Genomic DNA, 23,501 nt, shown 5'->3' with positions numbered 1-23,501 from the left:
TTCCACCTTTCTATTTTTCCTTTTTTATATGTTAGATATTATCACATGTATTTAGTAATTAACATAACTTTTTGATTATTTTTATCATTACAAAACTTTCGCCCCATCTTACAGATTATTTTTTATGCTACGCTTTTACTTATTTATTATTGGTGTGTAAGCGTTTAATCCAGCTGGCAGCAATGAATACAGATGAAAATAGGAATTTTTACTTATGTAAGAAAATCTTACATAATAATTACATAAAAATTCAATTTATGCGATGATATTAAAATATTCAGATATTAAGGGAGGACTTTTAATGAAGGTTGCAGATGTATTCAAATTTAAAGATGATCGAATGAAGGTATTGCACTATACATGGCTCGCGTTTTTTATTTCATTTTTGACGTGGTACAACATGGCTCCTCTAGCTACCACTATGCTGGAGGAAATGAATTGGCTTACTGCACAACATATTGCCGCACTAGGTATCCTGAATGTCGCCTTAACAATTCCAGCCAGAATCATAATTGGGAACCTGCTGGATCGGCATGGCCCCAGACTGGTTTATTCTTCTCTATTGATTGTCATGTCCATTCCGGCCTTCATCTTCGCATTTGCAGATAATTGGCTCCAGCTGATGATATCGCGCTTAGTCCTCGGCAGTATAGGCGCAAGCTTTGTCATTGGCATCCGAATGGTTTCTGAGTGGTTTCCCCCAAAAGAAGTCGGCTTTGCAGAAGGAATTTATGGGGGCTGGGGAAATTTCGGGTCTGCAGCCGCAGCCATGATCCTGCCGGTTATCGGCCTACACCTTTTCGGAGGCGATAATGGATGGAGATATGCTTTAGCCTTAACAGGACTCATTTGTCTTGTTTATGGGGTATTCTATTTTTGGGCTGTAAAGGATACCCCTGAAGGAAAAGCCCTCGTTAAACCGAAAAGATCAGGGGCAATGGAGGTTAGCACATGGGGAGATATGTTTCGGCTGATCGTATGGTCCATTCCGCTTGGAGGTGCTCTAGCCGTCAGTGCCTGGAGAATTGAAAATCTGGGCTTTATTTCGGAGAGTGCTTTATATCTTATCTGGATCCTGATTGGACTGGCTTTTATTATACAGGTTTATAAGATATTGGAAGTGAATATTCCTATATTAAAAGCGGGAGTTCCTAAGGAAGATCAATATAAGTTTAAAAACGTGGCTGCGTTGAACAGTACATATTTTGCGAATTTCGGTGCAGAGCTTGCGATTGTATCAATGCTGCCCATGTTTTTTCAGCTGACATTCTCCCTGTCACCCTCTACAGCCGGATTGATTGCAGCTTCCTTCGCTTTTATTAATCTTATTGCCCGTCCGCTTGGCGGGATGCTTTCAGATCGGATGGGAAACAGAAAGAGAGTCATGTTAGTTTATATGCTTGGTATTTCGGCCGGCCTCTTGGGAATGGGGTTTATCGATTCCAATTGGCCATTATTCGCTGCTGTTATGATGACCATTCTGACTTCCATGTTCATACAAGGAGCTGAAGGGGCTACCTTCGCCGTTATTCCCATGATAAAAAAACGGATAACAGGGCAAATAGCCGGAATGGCAGGAGCTTATGGAAATGTCGGTGCAACGATCTATTTAACCCTGTATACTTTTGTTTCTCCGCAGACTTTCTTTTTTACCCTGGCAGCCGGGGGGCTGATCAGCTTTGCCATTTGCTTTTTCTGGCTGGAAGAACCAAATAACTCCTTCAGCTCGGAATATTATTTATCTGAACAGGATCGTCAAACTAACGAGGCCCCACGGGTTAAAGAAAGCATAAGGGAACGAAAGGCACTATAAGACCAACATCCCTAATCCCAAAACAGCAAAAGGCTGCCTGGATTTACCCAGGCAGCCTAATTTATTTATTCATTAGATGGTTCTTCAACTGTTTTTTCACTTTCCGCTTCAGTATTTGCACCTTCAGAATCATCCGGTTTATAGTCATATTCCGAACGGTCTACAGGTTCAAAATTCTCAGGTGTGTAGAAACGCAGAAGGTCGCCATTTACTACTTTATCGGAAAGCGCCAGTTTTTGTTCTGCACTATCCTGAAGTTTTTCCGCCTCTTCAAAGCGTTCTTCTTCAAGCAGTTCACCAGTAGTTGAATCATAGAACTTACCGTCAATGGAAGAAATCGTAGGGCTCATAAAGTCACCATTTCTGAACGGAACCAGATCATCATGCTGTTCAGATAATAAATCTGTACCAAATTGCAGATAATCTTTAGTATCGACACCAAGCAAATGCATAAGAGTAGGCATTAGGTCAATTTGACCGCCGAACTCATGGTTTACGCCGCCTTCCATTCCAGGAACGCGAATGAATAATGGCACGCGCTGTAGGCCAGCACTTTCAAATGGCGTAACTTCCTTGCCAAGTACTTGTTCCATTGCTCTGTTGTGGTTTTTGGAAATACCATAATGGTCACCATACATCACAATAACGGAGTTCTCATAAAGGCCAGAAGCTTTTAGCTGCTCAAAAAACTCTTTAAGTGCTTCATCAGCATAACGGGCTGTCTGGAAGTAGTTATCCACTGATTTATCGCCTGTTGTATGAGGCTCAATCGTCGCCATCTCCTGATCCAATTGGAAAGGATAGTGATGGGATACAGTTATGAACTTAGAGTAAAATGGCTGTGGCAGTGACTCCAAATATGGAATGGACTGCTCAAAGAACGGTTTATCATGTAATCCATAATCAGCCATTTCCTCTGGCTTAAGGTCATAATAAGATGCATCAAAGAAATGGTCAAAGCCAAAAGATTTATAGATCTCGTTCCGGTTCCAGAAGCTTCCTGAGTTCCCGTGGAATACTGCAGACGTATAGCCTTTGTCCTTTAAGATACCCGGAGCGGAATGGTATGTGTTCATCCCTTTAGTCGTGAATGCCGAGCCCTGCGGCAATCCATAGAGGGAATTATCAATGATAAACTCAGCATCTGCTGTTTTACCTTGCGCAGTCTGATGGAAGAAATTATCAAAATACAAGGTGTTTTCTTCACGTGTCAATGAGTTTAAAAATGGGGTTACTTCTTCCCCATGCAATTTGTAGTCCATCAAAAAAGTCTGAATGGATTCTAAATGAACATAAATCACATTCATGCCTTCTGCTTTTCCAAAATACTCTGAGTTTGGCTCTGCATAATTGGATTTCGTAAAGTTAATCACTTCAGTAGTATCACTGCTATCCGCCAAAACTCTCTGGGCCGATGCTTTCGTACTTTGAACGGCATCATAGATCGTGTAATTGTACATCCCCAGATACTTAACGATATAGTTGCGGTCAAAACCTCTAGTCAAAAGTTCCGGACGGTCTGTTTCTGCCAATCCAAGATTTGCAAAGGAAACAGCTAATGAAACATAAATTAAGGCTGCCACTCTGCGGCGGGACATATCCTTTGCTTCAATTTTTACGACTTTAAAAACAAGCAATCCGATCAGCACAAGCACGTCAACAAAAAGAAGAAAATCAGCGGGATTTAACAGTGCGCTAATACTTCCGCTAACATCGCCAAAGTTTTGTGTCTGTGTCAAAGTCGGCAATGTAATAAAGTCGTTAAAGAAACGATAGTACACCACGTTTGCAAATAATAGGAAAGACAAAAGGAAATAAATCACCATAAGTGCAATGTATTTCCTTCTTCCCTTAAAGAAAAAGGCAAGTCCTAAAAATAGCAGTGAAGATCCGAGCGGATTAATAAATAACAGGAACTGCTGCAATGCACTTTCAATGCCTAAATTGAATTGTGTCATCTGGGTAATATACGTTTTCATCCAAAGCAGGAATACTGCCAAAAAGAAAAAGCCAATATATTTATTAAAAATGCCATGACTCTTTTGAAGTAAAGTATTCAAAACTTACACCTACCTTCTAGATCATTATTCTAACATAATTCATTCTGGTTTTTAAATTCATATCCTGGCAATCAATCTATTAATTATCATACCTGTTAAATATTAATAAACTATGGACATCTTAAGACTTTTAATAAAAAGCCTGCGCAAGAATATAACTATACCCGGTTTTTTAAAAAAGTCAAGCATATCCTGCCAAAACAGCCATTCCGGTCTAAGAAAACAGTATTATCGCCCCTTTGCCTGCTTTTCTGTTCCCATGATTCCTCACAAGATCTTCCTGCAAACGCCTTTAAAAAATAAACTCACGTATATATAGACGATTGAAAAGCGATTTGGTTTCATTTTTTATGTAAAAACTTATTAAACGATAATTTTTAAATAAAGGAGAAAAAACTGACAACAGCCAATATATATGAAAAGCGATAACAAATTATACCTGAATGGGACTTATGATATGGATTAAATCAGCTGGCTCATGATTACATGGAAGGGCTCGCTGGCAGCAATCATTTATAGGGGACCGTTCTCGTTGCCAATAAAGGAGAAGTATTACTTAAATAAAGGTGGGATGGATTAGCAAGCTATCAATATGGCATACGGAACTCTGCCAAGAGCAGATAATCGATTTAAGCAATATTAGTATCACCCCAGTGTCCAGAAACAGTGAAGACCTTATTAAGAATTTTTTTAAAAAATTTCAGGCGGATGGGAGAAACTTCTCCAAAGAATTGATCCCCTTATCTATGTTTACTGGAATATATAAAAGCGAGGATTTCGTTATTTTGATAGATTGCCATAATGATAAGCTGTTTGTCACCTTACCTAAGACATTTGGAGCGCTATACCAATATGAACTTGAGCCAGTTCTTATTGATTACACTTGAGATAGCGTATTTTAAAGCAGATTTTGCTAATGTGGATTTTACTTTTAATTAACTAGCCATACATTGCTCTTTATGAATGGATGCATACAAACAAAAGCACCTTATAAAAAAAGCTCTAATTAATGAGAAAACGCCAATTCAGGCGTTTTTTATATTTAATCAGGCTGATTTATCTTGTTTCTTGAATTTAAAAAGACTCCATAAACTGCAGAATGGCAGGTCCCAATAAAATGATGAATAACGTTGGAAAGATGAACAGAACAAGCGGAAACAGCATTTTGATCGGTGCCTTCATAGCTGCTTCTTCAGCCCTGTTCTTTCTTTTATCCCTGATTTCCTCGGTTTGCACCCGCAGAACCGAGACCATGCCAATCCCAAGCTTTTCTGCCTGGATAATGCTATAGATTAAGTTTTTCAATTCCTCTACCTGCAGACGCTCCTGTATTCCGCCGAGCGCTTCCTTTCTGGTTTTGCCAATTCTGATTTCTTCCAGTGCGAAAGTAAACTCATCAGCTAAAACGCCACTTTTCTTGGAAACAACCTTGCTCAGGGCGGCATCGAACCCTAGCCCTGCTTCAAGACTGATCGTCAGTAAGTCAAGTGTATCCGGAAGCTCCTTTAATGCCTCTTTATTTCTTTTTTGCATTTTTGACTTCAGGTACATGGATGGAGCAATGAACCCCACAATGAAAAATAGCATGGAAAAAAGGAGCTTTAGATGATTTTCAAGGTTCAGCAAATAGGTGAAGCCGAAACCTAAAATCGGCATAAACACTAGAATTGAGGTCTGAATAATCTTAAATTCAATCGCGCTCCACCCAAAAGGATATCCCGCCTGCGCCAGCCTTAGCTCGAGTTTGTCCGCTTTCTCCTTGTCCAGGCTTTTTTGAAATTTCATCTTGAGGTTTTTCCATACAGGCATTAAAACCCGCTCTGAAAATGACTCCTGAACTTCCGATTCACTTTCTCCCAAAGGTGCTTGAGCCGTTTTTTCAAAGAAGAACTGAATCCGTTTTTCCATATGAATTTTTTTGGAAGATTTGATCGCCAGGATAGCATAAAAAAATAGGCTCAAACAGATAAAAAGGCCTATATACAGCATAAGCATTCTTTACACCTCAATTGTGGTAATTTTCCTTATAAAGAGAAACCCGATCACCTGGCCGGCTGCGCCTGCAATCAGCATGACCTGTCCAATCGTTTGGCTGAAAAGAGTGCCTATATAGTCAGGATTCATGAAGTAAATAACTATTCCTAAACCAATTGGCAGAAAACTAATAATTATACCCGATAGCCTACCCTGTGCTGTGAGTGTCTTGATCTGGTTTTCCAGTTTGTTTCGTTCCCTGTTTGTGTCCACGATCTTTCCAAGCAGATAGGCAAGATTGCCGCCAACCTGCCTTTGAATTAAGATGGCTTCCACCAGCAAGCTTAGATCTTCACTTGGCATTCGATCTTTCCATTGTATTAAGCTATCCTCCATTGATGTTCCATATTGGAGGGATTTAAGCACATACTGAACTTCTTCTTTAATTGGCGAGCCGGACTCCTCTGCCACCATTTGCAGAGATTGAAGAAAGCTAAAGCCGGCCTTGAGAGAACCTATGATGGAATTTAGCATTCCCGGCAAGAGAGCGTTAAACTGTTTGATGCGCTTTCTTTGCTTCTGCTTAAGCCATAGCCTGGGAAGGAGGAACCCAATTACTCCACCTGCAGCCAATAAGAAAAATTCATTGGCTAAAATATAGAGAATCCCTCCGCTGATGATAACAGAAAACCATTGAAATACCTTGAACTCTTCCGCTTTCATCGGGACACCCGCCAGGCTGAGCTGCGCTTCCAGCCGGTCAGTCTGCCTGCTGTTCTTTTTCTTTTTAACAAGCAGCGTTTTTAATGTAATGTTCCCTTTTTTCAGCAACTGCTTAATGGTTATAGGCTCATGCTTGGTGTTTTCTGCACTATTTTTTTTAGAGGATCGAATAGAATTAATAGAATAAAGAAAAAGGAAAGTTGTCATAAAAAGGCACAAAAACAAAACTGCAGTCACCATTACTCCACCCTTTCCTGAAAAATGGAAGGCGGAAGAGTAATCCCTTCCTGCTCCATCCGCTCATAAAACTTTGGCCGTACCCCTGTAGGAACCAGCTTGCCGATGATTTTTCCATCTTCGCCAACTCCATATTGCTCAAAAACAAAAATATCCTGAAGTACTATGACATCTCCCTCCAAGCCCTGTACTTCGGTTATGTTTGTAATTCTTCGCGAGCCGTCCTTCAGCCTTGATTGCTGGATGATGAGATCAAGTGCCCCTGCAATCTGGCTCCTGATTGCTTTGATTGGCAGCTCCATTCCCGCCATCAGCACCATCGTCTCCAAACGGGACAGCATATCGCGCGGGCTATTCGCATGTCCGGTTGCAAGCGAGCCGTCATGCCCTGTATTCATGGCCTGTAGCATATCCAGTGCTTCCCCGCTTCGCACCTCACCAATCACAATACGGTCAGGCCTCATCCTAAGCGAGTTCCTGACAAGATCCCGGATGGTAATCGCACCATTGCCTTCAATATTGGGAGGACGTGTTTCAAGCGTGACCACATGCTCCTGCCCCAATTGGAGCTCCGCTGCATCCTCGATTGTAACAATACGGTCATCATTCGATATAAACGAGGATAATACATTTAATGTTGTCGTTTTTCCTGATCCGGTACCCCCGCTTACAAAGATGTTCAGCTTTGCTTTTACACAAGCTTCTATAAAGTCGGCCATTTCGGGTGTCACGGTTCCAAAGCGAATTAAATCATGGATTGTAAAAGGATCCTTGGAAAATTTCCTAATTGTAATCGTCGGGCCATTTAAGGCAAGAGGCGGAATAATGGCATTTACCCTTGAACCATCCTTGAGACGTGCATCCACCATTGGACTGCTCTCATCGATTCTCCGTCCCAGGGGTGCCACAATTTTTTCCAATACTGCCATAACATGATCGTTGTCCCGAAAGGTGATATCTGTCTGCTGCAAACGGCCGCCCCGCTCTGCATATACCTGATCGGGACCGTTTACCATAACCTCGGAGACATCGTCATCAAGGAGCAATGGATTAATGGGGCCATACCCAGTTAAGTCATTTGTTAATTCTTCCTTCAGCTTATCAAGATCTAGGGAAGCCTTTAATCCCTCATTTTCCTGGAGAATATCTGCAATAATCGAGTCTAGATCCTCCGCAATTTCTTCTACATCCTCTTCTTTTCTTTCTTTTAAAATATATTTGAAAGCAAGATCCTTCATCTGCTGATATTCACTATTAGGTGCTGGCGTTTTTTTCTTTTCAATGTTAGTCGTCTTTTTAGTCTTTTTCTCCGGCTTCACCTGCACCTCTGCAGAAAATTCGGGACCTTCTGTATCAGCCTTCAGCTCAGGATGAAGCGGATTTTCACTGATTTTTTTGAATTCCTTTTGATTCTTCGATTGAATTCTTTCCAATAATCTCATCTACTCTTCCCCTTACACCCGTTATTTTCTTTTGAAGCAGCCTTAGGAAGCTGGAATCTCTGAACTGTTTTTCTTGAGGAAAAAGCATTTCAGCCAGCCCTTCGATTCCCTTTGAAAAACCAAGCTTTGGATGACTGAGCACGATTGGCTCCCCTAAATCCAGCGAGCTTGCTAGCTGTGTCTTTTCTGACTGCAAAAAATAGAAAGGCTCCACTCCTACAAGCTTTGGAACCATGCTATCTTTAATGGCATTTGAACCCGCTTTTTGATTGACTAACAGCCTTACTTTGTCCTTTAATTCAAGAGCCTCCAGTGTTTCAACCATCAGCTTTGTATTTTTAAGCGATCCTATACCGGGAGTTGTGATCAGGAGGACGATGTCTGCCATTTCCATTAGCTGAAGGTTCCTGTCAGTTAGCCCTGCCTCTGTTTCAGCCAAGAGCACCTGAGTTTCCGGAAGAAGCGCGCTGACTGTTGCTTCAAGAACATCTGATGTAATCATGTCAGCATATTCCGGCCGGTCCGGCGCAGCCAATACTCTGATTCCTGTGGAATGAAAAATGGAATAATTCCGGGCATTCCTGCTATCCTGCTTTTCTGCTATCTCTTTGATGGTCACAGCAGGCTCAAGATTAAGGGCCATTGCAATATCGCCAAACTGCCAATCAGCATCGAGTATATCCACCTTCATCTTTCTTTTTGCAAGCACCGCGGCCAAATTGACTGTTACCGCTGTTCTCCCTGTGCCGCCTGATGCACTGCAAATAACGATCATTTTCCCCCGTGAATTGTCATTTATAAACGATTCAGCCAACTTAACCGCTCCTTTCTCTCTATTCACCCTCCTGCTTAACGATTCTGCTGCTGATCCAGCCCTGTTTTTTATCAGGAGTTTCGATAAAAAGCCATAGTCTGCCTTCTCCATCCGTTTCTTGTTTTCCAAGGAATCTCAGCTTGGTATCCTGGTCAACGATTGATATGATATATCCATTAAGATGGGGCTCATTGCGAATAATGGAACGCTTTGAAAGCGTGACTAATTGGGTATCAGGCGCAGGATTTTCCTGTTCCCCCTGTTCCCCTGTCTCAGCTTCTTCCTTTGAAGAAAGCTGGCTGTTCAGTACTAAATGCAGACTTCCCCGTTCGCCTGCGTTAATGATTTTTACGCTATCCTCCTGCTTCAGTTCAAGAGTGACAGACAAATACTCCGGCTCGCTCCCTGTATCGGCTTCATTATTTTGTTTTTCTGTAAGTCTTTTTCCTACAGATAGCACCCGGACCTTTTCCAGTATCAGTTCTGTTTTTATACCAGAATCACTAGAAGGAGCTTCTTCGCTGAGCACTACATCCACCAAATCCTCCGGCTCAATTTGATTGGAGACAGATTTGACAAAGTCCGTACTGATAGATACTGCCCGATAGCCCTCACTTATTTTTCTTGAAATAACCTTTTCCTCTTCTTTCGATTCATAGACCCTGTGAAGCATCATAACCTCGCCTTGCTTGATATCTGCGGAAGCATACTTGCCTATAATCGCTTCGGGATCCCGGACGGACTCAGGATGAATTTGATCCTCTGGAAATTCAGCTGTTGTAAGGTTTTCTTTTGTCATTTTCCCGTTTTTGCTGATATCTATGGCCGCTGTAACCACTGTAGCCATAGGAACAGCCGCATCTGCTGGTTCTGTACTTTCCCTATTAACAAATAAATAGAAAAGGAGGGTTGTCATGAGGCCTGAAACGATCGCCAGAAACAATAATTTTTTCGTTTTCAATGTACATCCACCTATTCTGTCAGCCTTACCGCATATGCTCCCCGGTCAAGAGGCATGTCTGTCTCAGCGGCTCCGGCGCCTGTCCTTTTTATAAATATGCCTTTAATCGAATCATCGCTGCTTCCCATCCGATCGGTAACATAAAAATAAGCAAACCCTGTTATTTTAATGCTTTTCAGCTGATTCGTTGCCATTTCATACGGCTTATAAACGATAACCAGCATCACCCTGGGACAATCCCTGATCTGATAGTCGCCAGAAGGGCATGCGTCAATCCGGTAATTAATTGCAGAGCGTGTTTCGCCTGCAATATTCCCTGTTTGAGTATTGATGATATCCCCGACCTTTAAAGACTGGTCAAACCCGTATGTCAAGCTTTCTCCGTATAGCTTTGCACCAGGTCCCTGAAGAGCAAGAACCCCGAAATTCCCTGAAGCCGAATCCCCTGAATCAACCTTTAGCTGATAGGCCTGGCCATATTGAAGAGCAACCGATTCATTAATTCCTAATGGAACAGCCCCCTTTGCTGCACCCATTGGGGCTAAAGCTGCCGCAGCATCTGCATTTACTGTGAGGCTATCCACTCCGAACAGAGTCGCAAAGAAAAGAGGGACATTTTTTTCAAGCGCTAAATAAAGCTTGTTACTATTTTTAATGCTGGACTGCTTAAGGCTGCCCTCTTCCCCATGCGAGGCAAGGATATGGCTAACGACCTCATTGACAGCTGATTCGCTGTTCGGTATTTCCTGTGCTCCTGATAAGGCAGCAGCATTGGCCGTCTTTTGCAGACGGCTTTTCTGCATATACAAATGCCCGCCATCGATAACCAGGCCAGTCATCGCAATCAAAGCCGCTAAGCCAACAGCAAACAGAACGAGGATGCTGCCATCCTCTTTTCCCGTTAATTTCTTTATGATCATGGTCATTCCACCCGTATCGTCGAACTGGTTTTAATGGTATACGGCATAGCCATGCTTCCCAATGCTTCCAAAAGAGTTTCCGGATAGGAAATAGCAACAGTTACATAGGTACCTGGTTTTCTCGTTCCGGCAGGAGTAATATCCACTGTAAGCTGGGAAGAATCACCCTGTGTAAACTGATTTTTTGCATATGCTCGTATATCGTCGTCCGTTTTTCCAAGGCCCCCAAGTCTTACGGACTCCTGGGAGACAAGCTCAAGCTGCATCTGGGTATACAGGATTCTCCCAAAATCAATCACACCTATTAGCAATAGAAGAAACAAGGGAAGAATGAGCGCAAACTCTACCAATGACTGGCCATCTTCCTTTCTTACCATAGGCCGGGCACCCTTTCGAACAGCAGTGAAAGGGCAGTGCCCACAGCAATCGCCAATCCATAAGGATATGTGGCTGTTAAGGACCCCCTTGAAATGATTGCCGTATTCCGTACTCCTTTTAGGAGACTATAAAAAAAGTAAATCATTGACTTCAGCACTCCGCTTCGGAAAAGAACAATCCCCAGTGCGATGATTCCTCCGATCACGGCTATATATAAGAAGGACTGGAAAACAAAGGCTCCGCCCTTTAAAGTGCCAATTAAGGCGAGAAGCTTAACGTCCCCTGCCCCCATGCCTCCCATCAAGTAAGGGATTAAAAGGAGTCCAAGCCCGATCAAAAAGCCAAGGAAAGAATGGAATAAAGCATCCCAGCCTCCAGTGGCCAGATGATAGGCAAATCCCGCTAGAAGGGCTGGATAGATAACCTTGTTATATATTTTTCTGCTCTTCACATCGGTTATGACACATATCAATAGGATAATGACTAGAAAAAGATCCATTTGTGGGCCATCCTTTCATTGGGTTTTTGAGTAATTCTTTGAAAAAGGACCCTGTAATAAGGGTCCTTTTTCTCTTTTCTTTTATTATGCTGGCGGATTGAAACTAATTTTTTCAAATAGACCGGCGATTTTATCCTTTAAAATTACTAGCGCTCCGATTACACCAACAGCCACTAGCCCAAGAATCATGCCATACTCAGTCATCCCTTGACCTTCTTCTTCGATAAATAATCCTTTAATTTTGTTTAACATGTAAACTCTCTCCTTTTATATGAAAATAGTATTTTATTAATTTTGTTCGTTTTTCTCCACAAAGGCTACAGCTTGTCCAGCCGCGGTTAAGGTTGCTTTTATTTTTCCGGCAGGCAGCTCGATGACCGATACAGCTTCCGGATATCTTTTGCCTGTTTTGCCAGGCGCAAGGTTTTCCTCCAGTCCGACAATTTCATTCCGATCATTCAGATATAAAACATCAATGTGATATCTCATTAGAAAGGTATGAATGCTCGGACATGGCGAAAGATGAAGGGCCAGGTTTTCAGGCATGCTTTTTGTCAGCATCAGGCCTTTAAATCTTTTCCAAAAGGTATAAGCCGGTTTGACCTCCTCCGCGATCACTCTCTTCGTATCGAGGTTCAGCAGATTCGTTTTCAGCACCTCCTGCCTTTGTGTTGATCACTTACAATGCTTATTATGCAGGGAAATGGGAAAATAAAATATCCCCCTCCTTTCCCTTTATGAAAAACGGTTTTTATAAGAATGGTTTCCTATTATGGCACAGCTATCTCTCTAGTATTCCTATATCTATAGGAATTAAAAAAACCTCCTTAATCAGGAGGCTACGGATTGGCTGAACCATTATAGGTTAATTGATAGACTTTTGAAATCGCCTGGGTGCGATCTGGTACATTAAGCTTTTGAAAGATTTTGGTGAGATGATTTTTAACGGTATGTTCGCTAATGTAGAGTTCCTGTGCGATTTCCTTATTATTAAGTCCCTGGATGACCAGGTCCAGAACTTCTTTTTCTCTGGAGGACAGATTCATGTGGTTTTTAATGGTGCTTTCTACAGATTTGCTTCCCATAGCATGGCTGCTTTCCGGCTCCAGGGTCAGCTCCTGCTCCACTACCTGGCTGTCTTCCAGATACGATAAAAATTCCTGGCGGATCTTTTTCATGTAAGGACGGACTATAATCGCTTCCATATCTCCTTCGTTCCTGGCATAGGAAACTGCCAAGGCAAATATTTGACTGCCAATGCCCGGTTCTTCGTTTTTAAACGCGGAACCTTCAGCAAGGATCCCTGTTCCATCCTTTACGATCTGGGGAAATTCAGCTTCCGGGAACTTTTCAGCCAAATATTCGTGTGAAAAACAATGAACCTTGCAGGCTATTAAGATATTTTTTATAAGAGGTTCAGAAAGAGCCAGTTTACCGGTGAATTCCCGGGCGATTTTAAAAGATTCCTCTGCAATCCGATTGGTTTCAGCATCAAACTCTTTGATCGAGGAGTGAAGGATTTCGATCTTTCTTTCCATCACATTCTCCTGTCCCTCGCCTGCCAGCTGCAAAGAGACTCCCGCAATCAGGGATAGAGTGTGGAGGAATGGCAGCAGCTCTTCTGTCTCTTGGTTTGGATGACCGTTTGTTCCCGCACAAATTAGCCCTAAAATTTCTCCCCTAAAATGGAGCGGGCATTCAATAATGGCAGGGGATCCTTCCAGCTTCTTCATACTTGGCACTAACCGGTCTGGGGGCAAATCTGATGTTGCAGTGAAGTAATCCTTTGCAGCCCTTTTCAGGTAGCTGCCCCTCTCTCCCTTGATATTGCCTCTTGAAACGAGCATCATGTTTTGCTTTTGTGGATTTTTCAACATCACGGCAGAAAACGGACCTTTTACTAAACTCATGGAAATATCTACAAGAATATAGGAGATCTTTTTTAGATCTGGTGCAGAGACCAGCATCATGCTGATATCCGCCAGTGCAGATTGCCTGCTGAGATGGCCGCTGTTTTCTTTTTGGAGTGACTCAGCCGAAAGAATTACTTCCATCAGCATTGCCATATTCTTAATTGAATCTTTTACTGTATCCGTGTTCACTTCGCTTGATCTGCTTCCGCCAAAAAAGAGAGAAAGGGTTCCATCCCTAAGCTGAATAGGAAAACAGAATAATGACTTTGGATAAAAGTGATACTTCTGAAAAAAAGTATACTTTGGATCTTTTTCGATACCCTCCCAAAATGCTTGCTCTCCGGTCAGGAGCACCCTTCCAAGAAAGCCTTCTCCAGGTGAAAAACTGGCTCCCTGTATTTGTTCAGCATCTTCCCCGGCAGCATGGGAAACCTCATAAAAATCATCCAATCGCGGTTCACATATTCCCAGAAAATCAATTCTGCTGTTTTTTTCAAGGAAGCTGTAAAGAAAACGGGAAACATTCCCTTCTTCCGCTTTGAAAGCTTCCTGAAGAACCTTCAAGTGTTCTGAAAACAGAGAAACTCCGCCACCCTTTAATTGAGATATCATGTTTGCGGCTTTCTTTACGGAAAGGAGCCACTCTTTCTTGCTTTCCAGTGTGAGGGTTGATGTCTGAGACAATAGCCGATCCACTTCCACACCATCTATCAAGTGATCAATTTTATTTTTGACCATATCTCTTGAGCTTTGCTCGATTTTTACCCCGCTCCATAATAAAGTTCCGGGATGGCCTTCCACTGGAGCAATACAGGCATAAACACCTGGCAGTATATCAATAAAAAAAGGTTTTGAGAGTTCAAATTCTTTTGTTACAGTCTCTATGATTTCTTTAACAGCGCCCCGTACGAGCAGCAGGTTAAAAAGCGCGTTATTGCCTTTTGCCGGCATTATGATATTCCCTGATTCATCCGTAATGAAATTTGTTAGGCTATAATGGCTCGCATACATTTCCTGCAATTCTTCAATGAGGTCAAATGATCGAATCATAATGGCTCCAGCTCGCTTGTAAAGCTAAATTCAGCAATAACGGCAGGTTCCTTATAACGGAAATACGCCAGGGCTCCTTCTCCTGTCTTTTGCAGGATGCCCTGGGCAGTTAAACCCTCCAGAATCGGCTCCAGATCGGACATTCTTCTCCCCAGCCTTTTCTCCAGTCCTTGTATGGTCTCAAATAAATAAGGGTTGGACTGAAACAGCGTCAAACATTCCATTTCAAGTGACAAATGCTCTCTTTTCACCATATTCTTCCCTCCTCTATACTAATCGGATATATGGTTTTTGATCGATGCTTTCCAGCAGATAAGGCTTTGAAATCTGTCCATCCGGTGATTTTGTCACCTGCATGTACTGGTAAGAACCATCCACCCAGGTCTTAAAAACACCATTTGATGTACGCTCCAAAAATGATGCCGCCTGTACACCGACTTCTTTAAAATTACACAGAACCAGGACCGTCATGCCAACAGACCTGGCAAATGCAGTCTCCTTGGCAAATGACCTTAACACATATTCTGCTCCCCGTTCATTAAAGATCGTGCTTAAATCATAATAAGCAAACCAATCTTCGTGATTATCCTTAATCAGGGATGTGCACTTTTCCCGCAGAAAAAGATCATATTCTTCATTTTTCATATCCTGGACTTGAAAGACGGAACCTTCCCATCCGGCAGGAAACGGCCGGTTGTAATGCTCTATAAAGTAGAATCTTTTTTCTTTTGCCAATTGGTCTATATTAATGCCATAAAGATCCATCAGGGCTTTTAACTCGGTTATCGTTTGTGTGCTTGACAGCAGGCTCAAGATACGGTTTCCGGCCTTAACCCGTTCCGCATAAATAGCCCCTACGATGTGGCGGTAATTTGCCTTGCTGTTCGTATCCAGCATATATACCGCACCTTTCGCCATGCCTCCTCCAAGAAGACTATCCAGCTTTGGTATGCCCGTTTTGATCTTCTCGTTATTGTCGCTAATGTATTTATCCGTAACAATTTGAGATGCAAGAAGGAGATAGATGCCACTATCAGTTATTTGGTAAATATGTTCCCCTTCCTTTATTTTCGTGCCCCTCATTTTCGTCACTTCCAATGTTCTCTTCCGATAAATATTCATATGCTCTTTTAACGATAAGCGTATGACACCATCTGCGATGAAATGCTCGAATGGGATCTTGCTTTTATCAAGATTGTCATCCTCTTGAATGAATAGTGAAGTAAGCCCAAACTTCCTTACAATATTGCGGACCGTATATAAAATACTCCTTCCCTTTTCCCCTGCCTCATTTGATAGATACTCAAATAAGCTGATGCTGTCGATCACAATCCGCTTGCCATCAATCTCCCTGACAAGCTGCTCAAATAATCCGTCGTTTGCTACCATTTGTTCCAGTAAAATATCTGGAGAAATGCCAATAACCCTGAGCATGTTTTTTCTCTCCAGATCCTTTAAGTCCCAGCCATAGCTCTTCATATCTTCATAGATTTGATCCGGAAATTCTTCGAATGTAAAAAAGATTCCTGGCTCATTATGATCAACAATTCCCTTGTACAAAAACTGCATCCCTAACGTTGTCTTCCCTGTACCTGGAGCTCCTTCCAGGACAACGGCAGAACCCTGTGGTATCCCGCCATCCAAAACCTTATCCAATCCCCGTATTCCTGTTGATACCTTCATAAGATTAACACCCCTTCTCTGTTATTCGAAAAATCTCATCAGAATGAGAAAGAGTTCATCTTATCTTAATCTAACCCATGCGGACTGAATATCCCCCACCATTCCCATTCTGTATCGATTTTTACTTATGTACCGGATTGCAGCTATGTATTTTTCATGCCAAAGAAATAAATTTCCATACTATAACATTTATACCCTCTATACCCAGTTATGTTTTAACCTAAAAGTTTTGTGAAATATTTCTGAGTAATTGGGAATATAGTAGGAAGCAAATTGGTTACAACTTTAACCAGTTACTAAAGATGGAATGTAACTAACTAAAACAAGCAATTTTTTATTAATGAAGAAAAAGCAAGCTGTCCCCTTCCAAAATAGGAAGAGGGCAGCTTGCTAAATATCCAAAAGATCCTGAGGAATTTCCCCAGAATTGCTTGCCGTTAAACTCTCTATATTTTTCGTAACCTTCGTTGTATATGTGAAGTCCCCATAACAATAAGGATATCGGAAGTTATTTTTGTCGCCGCCGCAATTATAAACTCCCGGGTTCTTTTCAGCCTGGATTAGCGAAAATTCCTTTGCCGTTTCCTCGCTGTGCTTCCCGCCCTGCTGGGAAACAAAATCGATATAGCCGATTCCCATGTTATATGCCTGGATCACGGTTGGAAAATCAACATTTTTCTTATTCCCATATTCTAATGCACGGTAAAAATGCTTAACTCCTTGTTCGATGCTCTGCCCAGGATCCTTGATGGAGTTCGGCGGCAAGCCTGCAGATTCGGATGCCTGCATAGGGTCCCCGCCCTTTCCTTTGCTTTCCTGCTGCATAATGGCTGCTAATACAACAGTGTATTCTTCGAGCTGTACTTTTTCAAGCTCCTTCTGAAGAACAGGGGTGTATTTTTGAACTTCCTCCGCCACTGGATTAGGAAGGAGAGTCACCGTTTTTTCATCTATCTTCAGCTGTTTAGCTTGATCGATTAATACAAAGATAAAAATAATCGTAAACAACCATAGTGCTATACTTGAACTGCGTTTTGCCCTTTTTTTGCTTTTTTTGCGCTTCATCGCTGCTCTCCCAGTTTAACAATTCTTTTTTTGTTTTTATTGTATCTATTTACTAGAATAACAGCAATCGATTGAAATTTTAATAGGAAAAGCTTCTTTTAAGAGCAATCTTTTTTGGTAGCAGATCTTTTATCGGTCAGTTTGCAGCGTTTATCGGTTAGTTTTTCTTTATATCGGTCAAATTTTCATTTTATCGGCCACTTTTCCAGTATATCGGTCAGTTCCCTTCAAACCGGCTTTTCACCATCGTCATCAAATAAACGATAAAAACGGAGGGACACTCGCCTCCGCTAATTGATTATTTCCTCTTCACCAAAACTCCTGATGCTTCCTCCAGCGGCTGAATGACTGCCGACATATCTTGATCGCTTAGGCCACGTTCGGCTGCATGCTCAAAAGCCTTTTCAGCCAGCAGCCCGGTTACATCGTCCAACCCTGCTGCCTGGAAAAGCTGATTCGCAAGCCGGACATCTTTATGGACATATTTCACTGCTCCTCCAGGCGTAAAATTGCGGTCAAATACGTATTGTTCCATATGCCTTCGCAGAATTCGGCTGTCTCCATAGCTTGCCTTTAAAATGCTAAAAAGCTGCTCGGACTCCAATCCGTAAGCCGCTCCAGCTACCATTGCCTCTGAAGCTGCAAGCGAATGGACCGCTACCAGATATTGATTGATCAGCTTGGCAATGCTGCCGGACCCGGGTGAGCCAAGGTACTCGATTGTTTTACCCAGTACAGTTAAAATTGGCTCAACTTTTTCAAATGCACCTTTCTCTCCCCCAGCCATAATCGTTAAGGTTCCGTTTTCTGCTCCCTCAGGTCCTCCGCTTACAGGAGAGTCAAGATAACTGATATCTTTTTCGGCTGCTGCCTCAAATACTTTTTTGCTGGTATCGGCTCCCACAGATGTCAGGTCTATGCAAATCGCTCCTGGCCGGGCATTCCCAATCACGCCGCCGGAGCCTGTGTAGACATCGAGAACGTCTTTTGGCATCGATAAGCACGTGCAAATCACATCACAATCACGGGCTAGTGAGCTGATGGATTCGGCATAGATCGCTCCCTGTTCGATAAGCGGCTGCGCTTTTTCAATCGTCCGGTTATGGACGTGAACCTCATATTCATTTAGAAGGAGACGCTTGACCATCCGCGACCCCATTATACCCGTCCCAATAAATCCAATCTTCATCTTAATGCCCCCAACTTTTTAGCCATTCAAAGCTATCTTCGCTTCTGAACTTCGGATTATATTCAAGTCCGATCATGCTTTTATTTGTGGCCGCCAAATGCCGGAGTATATCCTGATAATTCATTCTGCCAGTGCCGGGTTCATGTCTGCCTGGATGGTCCGCGATTTGAACGTGTGCCGTAAGATCTGTATATTTTTGATAGAAAGAAAGCGGGTTACCATGAATTCTTTCAATATGGTAAAAATCAAATTGCAGTTTCACATTTTGCAAATTCACTACCTTTATGATCTCTGCTGCCTGCCCGATATCATTCAAGAAATAGCCCGGCATATCATTTGTGTTAATCGGTTCAATTAATAGAGAAATTCCAGCCTTCCCCATGCCCAAGCCGGCATAATAGAGATTCTTTTTATACACTTGTGCTGCCTTTTCCTTTTCGCTGCTGGCAGACACAACACCAGCCATACAATGAATTTTTTTAACACCAAGTCCATTAGCATAGCGAATGCCTTCAGTTACTGATCTCTTAAATTCTTCAATCCGGTTAGGATCAGCAGCTAGGCCCCTGTCTCCTTTTTCCCAATTGCCAGGCGGCAAATTCAGCAGCTCCATTGATAATCGATTTTGGTCAAGCTCTTTCCGGATTTCTTCTATTGTATAAGCATACGGAAATTGGCATTCAACCGAAGAAAAACCAGCTTCTGCAGCTTTTCTAAAACGCTCTAAAAAAGGAACCTCAGTAAAAACGGTTGATAGATTTACAGAATATCTATTCATTACAGCCTCCTTTACTCTAAAAGGAAAAATTGGGTCTTCTCCCAGATTGAAGATAAATGCCATTTGACAAGCTTTATTAGATTAATTCGGTAAAAGTAAATAGAACCCTTTTTTCTTCTTAAAATATCAAAAATCCAGTTTGTTCTACTCCATTTTCATTGCAAATTTATACAGTCTTTAAGAATGTCCAAACAAAAAGCTGCTCATTCAACTGAGCAGCCCATAAAAGGATTTAAAAAGCTATTTAATTTCCACTATCATTTCAATTTCTACCGGAGCTCCTCCTGGCAGGGAGGCCATTCCCACTGCTTTGCGTGCGTGTCCATTCTCTTTGCCAAAAATTTTATGAAGCAGTTCAGATGCGGCATTGATGACGGAAGGATGGTCTTTAAAATCATGTGTTGAAGCAACATATCCATCCATTTTGACAATTCTTTTGACATTATTTAAATCTCCAATTATTCCTTTAAGGGCTGCCAGCAAATTTAACGTACAGATTTGTGCAGCTTCCTGCGCTTCCTCGATGCTGATATCCGCTCCAACAGTCCCCGTATACTTCTGAACGCCATTAACTCTTGGCGTTTGTCCGGATAGAAAGACGATATTGCCTGAGATGACACCCGGTTCAAACGGCATCTTAATATCTACTAAAACAGGAAGCTGAATCTCTAACTCCTCAAGCCTTTCTTCAATCCCCTTTTTTATTCCTTCCATACTAAGCCTCCTGGGAAACACGTTGTTTTAATGAAGAATAAAGCTGTTTCGTGAACTTGAAAGACCGGTGAGTGTAATAAACTTTAGCAAAAGCCTGATTGTCACAAAGCGAACATTTGATTTCGTACGGAGCTTTTCGAATATGAGGCGTTTTCAATAATTGTATGGCTTCTTTTAAATGGTTGCTGCAAACCCACATCATTTCACCCACTTTTTTTATTTTTTTTTCACTCTTTCAATGTGTAATAGGCGATTCTGTATAGATTCGTCCATTACACATTGAAATGCTTGTTAATCATTTGCTTGCAGATACCGTCGGTTTTAATTTATCCGGCTTTCTCTTTTTCACCTGGCTGGTTACTTCCTCGTCCCAGGAGATAGCGATATCACCGTTTGTAACAAATGTCTGGCATCCTAAACGATAGCCTTTCTCTAGCCACTCTTCCCCTAATTTTCTTCTTTCCTGAATTTTGACATTATCCAGATGTTCCGATCCTTCTTCCGCTTTAAAGACACATGTTCCGCAAATTCCGCCGCCGCAGCGATTTGGAAGTTCTCCATCATAGCGAAGCGACATTCTTAGTATATTGGAATCTTCAGGTACCTCTAACTTTTTTTGGCTGTTTACAAAATGGATATTTGGCATGATCGACTTCCTCCTTGTCATTCCTCTTCTTGGTATACAATATACCACAAAGATAATATTCAGACAATATAAAACTTTTAAATAATTCAAGTTTTTTCTTCTGTAGCCACTCTATTTTAAATTTTTTCTCCTATTTACTTAATTAACCTTACCCCTTTCAAAGATATGGAAAACAGGCTCTCCCCTCTAGACGCCTGTTTATAGATTGCTATTATGCTTCTTTTTCATCCGTTTCATGTAAGCTATATAGGCTTTCTTCGAATTTTCTATATGAATTCTCATAAGATATTCTGCAATTTCAATATCTTGATCACGCAATGCCTTCATAATTTCAATATGTTCCTTTAAGGAGTCTTTCCTTCTGCCGGGTGTTTCATATCCCATATTGGCAGCCATATGAATAAAGTCGATAAGACCAGACAGGATTTCGTATAATTTCGGGCTTTTGGATGCTTTATTAATGAGCCTGTTCATTTGAATATGTTCAAAGTTGAAATGCTCTTCATCTTGTTCATCAAGCATCATTAGTTCTTGAATTTTCCGATCCAATTCTTTTTTTGTTTCTTCATCCAATCTTTGGGCTGCTAATTTTACAGCCAGGACTTCAAGGGAAGAGAGAATCGTAAATACTTCCAGCACTTCTTCCTCTGAAATATTGGAAATGACAACCCCTTTTCTGGGAACAGTTTTCACAAAGCCTTGTGATTCAAGCCGGAACAAAGCCTCGCGGATTGGCGTCCTGCTTATGTTCAGCTTGGCAGCAAGTTCCCTTTCAACAAGCCGGTCGCCAGCCTGGTATTCCCCTTCTAAAATGAGTTTCTTTAAGTATAGATAAGCATGCTCTCGTATAGATATTAGTTGATTTTCCTCCCATGTCTTTTCCATTTTCCCACCTGCTATTGTTATTTTCTTATAGATCGATAGACTTTAAGATAAGAAGATCCCTCCATAAAACAAGGCTCCAAATATAACGAGAGAAGGATGCACCTTAAACTTGATTAATGTGAAATAACTGACTGCTGCAAGCAGCACAAGATGCATAACACCGCTATTTTCGAATGCCGTTAAAAAGAATTGATAGGCCATGATCGCCAGCAGCACGGCAATGATCGGCTGCACGGACTTTGTCATGAGCTTGACTTTAGGCGAGTCTTTAAATAAGTTAACAAATTTAAAAAGCAAAATGACAGCTAAAGCGGATGGAAGGATTGTTGCTGCAAGAGCTATAGCCGCACCTAACACCCCGCCCAATTCGTAGCCGATAAAGCCTGCCATTTTCGTTGCAATCGGCCCAGGCAGGGCATTGGCAATTGCAAGTACATCCCCAAACTCAGATAACGTCATCCACCCATTGTTGTTTACCACTTCAATCTGAATCAGCGGAATGGTTGCCGGTCCGCCTCCGTATCCTAGTAAATTCGCAATAAAAAACGCCCAGAAAATATCCCAATAAATCATGAACTTTTCTCCCTTGCTGGCATGAATTCTTCATTAACCTTTTTCTCAGCCTTTTCTTTTTTATGTGCAATGTAGAAGGCGGAAATCAAGACTGCCGCAATCAATATTCCCGGATGCCATCCCATAAATTGAACAAATAGGAATGATACAGCGGCGAGCAATATGGTTTTTGGCATGCCGAGCCCCTTGCTCCCTTTTTGGTAAAAACGGTAGGCCATTTCTGCAAGCATAAAGCCGATAACAGGCGTTACTCCCTGAACCATCCCACTTACGATAGGGGATTGGCGAAACGAATACAGCACGCCAAGCAGGGCAAGCATGGCAATAATGGATGGCAGGATATGCGTAAGAATGGCTACGGTTGCCCCCATTCCCCCTTTTACTTTAAAACCTATATAAGCTGCCATTTTTGTTGCAATAGGTCCAGGCATGGTATTTGCCAGCGCTAAGATCTCCCCAAATTCTTCTTCGCTCATCCATTTATATTTTTTAACCGCCTCATATTCAATCAGCGGTATTGTCGAAGGACCTCCCCCATACCCTGTAACACCGGTGCGGGCAAATCCTATCGCCAATTCAAGATAAGGTTTCATGCGATCCTCCCCCTCCAATCTTTCTCCAAAAGTTCCTTATGACTGAATAAGGACCCCATTCCGCTATCGCCATAACGAATGAGGCCCTTTTCTATTATTTTTTAATATTCGCTTCCGTTACAACTTCATATCCGTCTTTTTCCAGATAGGATTGAAGAGCTTGTAAAGCAGCGATTCCTACGGTCGTATCCTGCTCGCCATTGCCGCCGCTAATTCCGATTCCTCCAACTACTTCTCCGTTTACCACGATCGGGAAACCGCCGACAAACACAGCAAACTTGCCGTTAAGCATATGCTGAATGCCGAATGCTTCATTTCCTGGCAGTGCCGGGCCGTTTGGCTCTTTATTGAATAAATGTGTAGAGCGCTTATGGCCGGAGGCAGTGTAAGCCTTGGCGATAGCGATATCTGGTCCTGTAATTCTTGCACCATTCATTCGTTCCAGCGCAATAACGCTGCCGCCATCGTCGACAATGGCAATCGTTTCGAGTACATTGATTTCTGCCGATTTTTCCTTGGCTGCTTCAATCATTAATTTTGCTTCTTCTAGTTCCAATTTAAGGGCTGTTTTCATGTTCATTCTCCTTCTAT

General features: G+C 42.1%; 24 protein-coding genes. 1 reads left to right on the top strand and 23 read right to left on the bottom strand.

Annotated features, from left to right (window positions below; all coding sequences use genetic code 11):
* Positions 1-301 precede the first annotated feature (301 nt).
* Positions 302-1,813: a NarK family nitrate/nitrite MFS transporter gene (locus tag NCCP133_RS13650; protein ID WP_264805570.1), complete on the top strand. Its 1,512-nt coding sequence runs from the start codon at positions 302-304 to the stop codon at positions 1,811-1,813.
* Positions 1,814-1,878: 65 nt separating this feature from the next.
* Here NCCP133_RS13650 and NCCP133_RS13645 read toward each other — a convergent pair whose 3' ends face one another.
* The 23 genes from NCCP133_RS13645 to NCCP133_RS13535 all read right to left on the bottom strand — a co-directional run bounded on the left by NCCP133_RS13645 (position 1,879) and on the right by NCCP133_RS13535 (position 23,484).
* Entirely contained in the window at positions 1,879-3,873 is a 1,995-nt protein-coding gene (locus tag NCCP133_RS13645; RefSeq protein ID WP_309298069.1) for an LTA synthase family protein, read from the bottom strand.
* A 1,074-nt stretch (positions 3,874-4,947) separates the two neighbouring features.
* Positions 4,948-5,868 (bottom strand): type II secretion system F family protein, encoded by a 921-nt coding sequence (locus NCCP133_RS13640; protein WP_264805569.1) that lies wholly within the window; start codon positions 5,866-5,868, stop codon positions 4,948-4,950.
* A gap of 3 nt (positions 5,869-5,871) precedes the next feature.
* The gene (locus NCCP133_RS13635; protein ID WP_264805568.1) at positions 5,872-6,810 is read right to left on the bottom strand and encodes a type II secretion system F family protein; all 939 of its coding nucleotides are present in this window, start codon (positions 6,808-6,810) and stop codon (positions 5,872-5,874) included.
* On the bottom strand, positions 6,810-8,249 hold the full coding sequence (locus NCCP133_RS13630; protein WP_264805567.1) for a CpaF family protein: 1,440 nt from the start codon (positions 8,247-8,249) through the stop codon (positions 6,810-6,812). Before NCCP133_RS13630 ends, NCCP133_RS13635 begins: the two co-directional genes overlap by 1 nt.
* The gene (locus tag NCCP133_RS13625) at positions 8,191-9,090 is read right to left on the bottom strand and encodes an AAA family ATPase (protein WP_264805566.1); all 900 of its coding nucleotides are present in this window, start codon (positions 9,088-9,090) and stop codon (positions 8,191-8,193) included. Before NCCP133_RS13625 ends, NCCP133_RS13630 begins: the two co-directional genes overlap by 59 nt.
* Complete coding sequence (gene cpaB / locus NCCP133_RS13620) at positions 9,083-10,024, bottom strand: Flp pilus assembly protein CpaB (RefSeq protein ID WP_264805565.1); 942 nt, start codon at positions 10,022-10,024, stop codon at positions 9,083-9,085. The genes NCCP133_RS13625 and cpaB overlap by 8 nt, the downstream gene beginning before the upstream one ends.
* 11 nt (positions 10,025-10,035) lie before the next feature.
* Entirely contained in the window at positions 10,036-10,944 is a 909-nt protein-coding gene (locus NCCP133_RS13615) for a Tad domain-containing protein (protein WP_264805564.1), read from the bottom strand.
* 2 nt (positions 10,945-10,946) lie between these two features.
* Positions 10,947-11,321: a TadE/TadG family type IV pilus assembly protein gene (locus NCCP133_RS13610; RefSeq protein ID WP_264805563.1), complete on the bottom strand. Its 375-nt coding sequence runs from the start codon at positions 11,319-11,321 to the stop codon at positions 10,947-10,949.
* A complete protein-coding gene (locus NCCP133_RS13605) occupies positions 11,315-11,821 on the bottom strand; it encodes an A24 family peptidase (RefSeq protein ID WP_264805562.1) in 507 nt (168 codons plus the stop codon). Before NCCP133_RS13605 ends, NCCP133_RS13610 begins: the two co-directional genes overlap by 7 nt.
* 84 nt (positions 11,822-11,905) lie before the next feature.
* Positions 11,906-12,073 carry a Flp family type IVb pilin gene (locus NCCP133_RS13600; RefSeq protein WP_264805561.1) on the bottom strand — a complete coding sequence of 56 codons (168 nt, stop codon included), beginning with the start codon at positions 12,071-12,073 and terminating at the stop codon, positions 11,906-11,908.
* 36 nt (positions 12,074-12,109) lie between these two features.
* A complete protein-coding gene (locus NCCP133_RS13595) occupies positions 12,110-12,478 on the bottom strand; it encodes a DUF192 domain-containing protein (RefSeq protein WP_264805560.1) in 369 nt (122 codons plus the stop codon).
* Positions 12,479-12,660: 182 nt separating this feature from the next.
* On the bottom strand, positions 12,661-14,784 hold the full coding sequence (locus NCCP133_RS21885) for a LuxR C-terminal-related transcriptional regulator (protein WP_309298068.1): 2,124 nt from the start codon (positions 14,782-14,784) through the stop codon (positions 12,661-12,663).
* Positions 14,781-15,038 (bottom strand): hypothetical protein, encoded by a 258-nt coding sequence (locus tag NCCP133_RS13585; protein WP_264805559.1) that lies wholly within the window; start codon positions 15,036-15,038, stop codon positions 14,781-14,783. The genes NCCP133_RS21885 and NCCP133_RS13585 overlap by 4 nt, the downstream gene beginning before the upstream one ends.
* Positions 15,039-15,051: 13 nt before the next feature.
* Entirely contained in the window at positions 15,052-16,467 is a 1,416-nt protein-coding gene (locus NCCP133_RS13580; RefSeq protein ID WP_264805558.1) for an ATPase domain-containing protein, read from the bottom strand.
* 390 nt (positions 16,468-16,857) lie between these two features.
* The gene (locus NCCP133_RS13575) at positions 16,858-17,532 is read right to left on the bottom strand and encodes a lysozyme family protein (RefSeq protein WP_264805557.1); all 675 of its coding nucleotides are present in this window, start codon (positions 17,530-17,532) and stop codon (positions 16,858-16,860) included.
* A 298-nt stretch (positions 17,533-17,830) separates the two neighbouring features.
* Positions 17,831-18,721, bottom strand: coding sequence for an NAD(P)-dependent oxidoreductase (locus NCCP133_RS13570; protein ID WP_264805556.1), 891 nt, complete (start codon positions 18,719-18,721; stop codon positions 17,831-17,833).
* Position 18,722: 1 nt separating this feature from the next.
* Positions 18,723-19,499: a hydroxypyruvate isomerase family protein gene (locus tag NCCP133_RS13565; protein ID WP_264805555.1), complete on the bottom strand. Its 777-nt coding sequence runs from the start codon at positions 19,497-19,499 to the stop codon at positions 18,723-18,725.
* 240 nt (positions 19,500-19,739) lie between these two features.
* Positions 19,740-20,213 (bottom strand): RidA family protein, encoded by a 474-nt coding sequence (locus NCCP133_RS13560; RefSeq protein WP_264805554.1) that lies wholly within the window; start codon positions 20,211-20,213, stop codon positions 19,740-19,742.
* 295 nt (positions 20,214-20,508) lie between these two features.
* Positions 20,509-20,859 carry a (2Fe-2S)-binding protein gene (locus NCCP133_RS13555; RefSeq protein WP_264805553.1) on the bottom strand — a complete coding sequence of 117 codons (351 nt, stop codon included), beginning with the start codon at positions 20,857-20,859 and terminating at the stop codon, positions 20,509-20,511.
* A 198-nt stretch (positions 20,860-21,057) separates the two neighbouring features.
* Positions 21,058-21,744 carry a GntR family transcriptional regulator gene (locus NCCP133_RS13550; RefSeq protein ID WP_264805552.1) on the bottom strand — a complete coding sequence of 229 codons (687 nt, stop codon included), beginning with the start codon at positions 21,742-21,744 and terminating at the stop codon, positions 21,058-21,060.
* Between the two features lie 42 nt (positions 21,745-21,786).
* Positions 21,787-22,317, bottom strand: coding sequence for a chromate transporter (locus NCCP133_RS13545; RefSeq protein WP_264805551.1), 531 nt, complete (start codon positions 22,315-22,317; stop codon positions 21,787-21,789).
* Complete coding sequence (locus NCCP133_RS13540) at positions 22,314-22,910, bottom strand: chromate transporter (protein ID WP_264805550.1); 597 nt, start codon at positions 22,908-22,910, stop codon at positions 22,314-22,316. Before NCCP133_RS13540 ends, NCCP133_RS13545 begins: the two co-directional genes overlap by 4 nt.
* A gap of 94 nt (positions 22,911-23,004) precedes the next feature.
* Positions 23,005-23,484 (bottom strand): GlcG/HbpS family heme-binding protein, encoded by a 480-nt coding sequence (locus NCCP133_RS13535; protein ID WP_264805549.1) that lies wholly within the window; start codon positions 23,482-23,484, stop codon positions 23,005-23,007.
* Positions 23,485-23,501 lie beyond the last annotated feature (17 nt).

The organism is Cytobacillus sp. NCCP-133 (assembly GCF_026011715.1).
GTDB lineage: Bacteria > Bacillota > Bacilli > Bacillales > Cytobacillaceae > Cytobacillus.
This window is presented reverse-complemented; position numbering and strand designations above follow the sequence as displayed.

Bases quoted from the DNA above. Each gene is read 5' to 3' on its own strand.
- NCCP133_RS13650 (WP_264805570.1), top strand. From the start codon at position 302: ATGAAGGTTGCAGATGTATTCAAATTTAAAGATGATCGAATGAAGGTA.
- NCCP133_RS13640 (WP_264805569.1), bottom strand. From the start codon at position 5,868: ATGCTTATGCTGTATATAGGCCTTTTTATCTGTTTGAGCCTATTTTTT.
- NCCP133_RS13635 (WP_264805568.1), bottom strand. From the start codon at position 6,810: ATGGTGACTGCAGTTTTGTTTTTGTGCCTTTTTATGACAACTTTCCTT.
- NCCP133_RS13630 (WP_264805567.1), bottom strand. From the start codon at position 8,249: ATGAGATTATTGGAAAGAATTCAATCGAAGAATCAAAAGGAATTCAAA.
- NCCP133_RS13615 (WP_264805564.1), bottom strand. From the start codon at position 10,944: ATGATCATAAAGAAATTAACGGGAAAAGAGGATGGCAGCATCCTCGTT.
- NCCP133_RS13610 (WP_264805563.1), bottom strand. From the start codon at position 11,321: ATGGTAAGAAAGGAAGATGGCCAGTCATTGGTAGAGTTTGCGCTCATT.
- NCCP133_RS13605 (WP_264805562.1), bottom strand. From the start codon at position 11,821: ATGGATCTTTTTCTAGTCATTATCCTATTGATATGTGTCATAACCGAT.
- NCCP133_RS13600 (WP_264805561.1), bottom strand. From the start codon at position 12,073: ATGTTAAACAAAATTAAAGGATTATTTATCGAAGAAGAAGGTCAAGGG.
- NCCP133_RS21885 (WP_309298068.1), bottom strand. From the start codon at position 14,784: ATGATTCGATCATTTGACCTCATTGAAGAATTGCAGGAAATGTATGCG.
- NCCP133_RS13585 (WP_264805559.1), bottom strand. From the start codon at position 15,038: ATGGTGAAAAGAGAGCATTTGTCACTTGAAATGGAATGTTTGACGCTG.
- NCCP133_RS13580 (WP_264805558.1), bottom strand. From the start codon at position 16,467: ATGAAGGTATCAACAGGAATACGGGGATTGGATAAGGTTTTGGATGGC.
- NCCP133_RS13575 (WP_264805557.1), bottom strand. From the start codon at position 17,532: ATGAAGCGCAAAAAAAGCAAAAAAAGGGCAAAACGCAGTTCAAGTATA.
- NCCP133_RS13570 (WP_264805556.1), bottom strand. From the start codon at position 18,721: ATGAAGATTGGATTTATTGGGACGGGTATAATGGGGTCGCGGATGGTC.
- NCCP133_RS13565 (WP_264805555.1), bottom strand. From the start codon at position 19,499: ATGAATAGATATTCTGTAAATCTATCAACCGTTTTTACTGAGGTTCCT.
- NCCP133_RS13560 (WP_264805554.1), bottom strand. From the start codon at position 20,213: ATGGAAGGAATAAAAAAGGGGATTGAAGAAAGGCTTGAGGAGTTAGAG.
- NCCP133_RS13555 (WP_264805553.1), bottom strand. From the start codon at position 20,859: ATGCCAAATATCCATTTTGTAAACAGCCAAAAAAAGTTAGAGGTACCT.
- NCCP133_RS13550 (WP_264805552.1), bottom strand. From the start codon at position 21,744: ATGGAAAAGACATGGGAGGAAAATCAACTAATATCTATACGAGAGCAT.
- NCCP133_RS13545 (WP_264805551.1), bottom strand. From the start codon at position 22,317: ATGATTTATTGGGATATTTTCTGGGCGTTTTTTATTGCGAATTTACTA.
- NCCP133_RS13540 (WP_264805550.1), bottom strand. From the start codon at position 22,910: ATGAAACCTTATCTTGAATTGGCGATAGGATTTGCCCGCACCGGTGTT.
- NCCP133_RS13535 (WP_264805549.1), bottom strand. From the start codon at position 23,484: ATGAAAACAGCCCTTAAATTGGAACTAGAAGAAGCAAAATTAATGATT.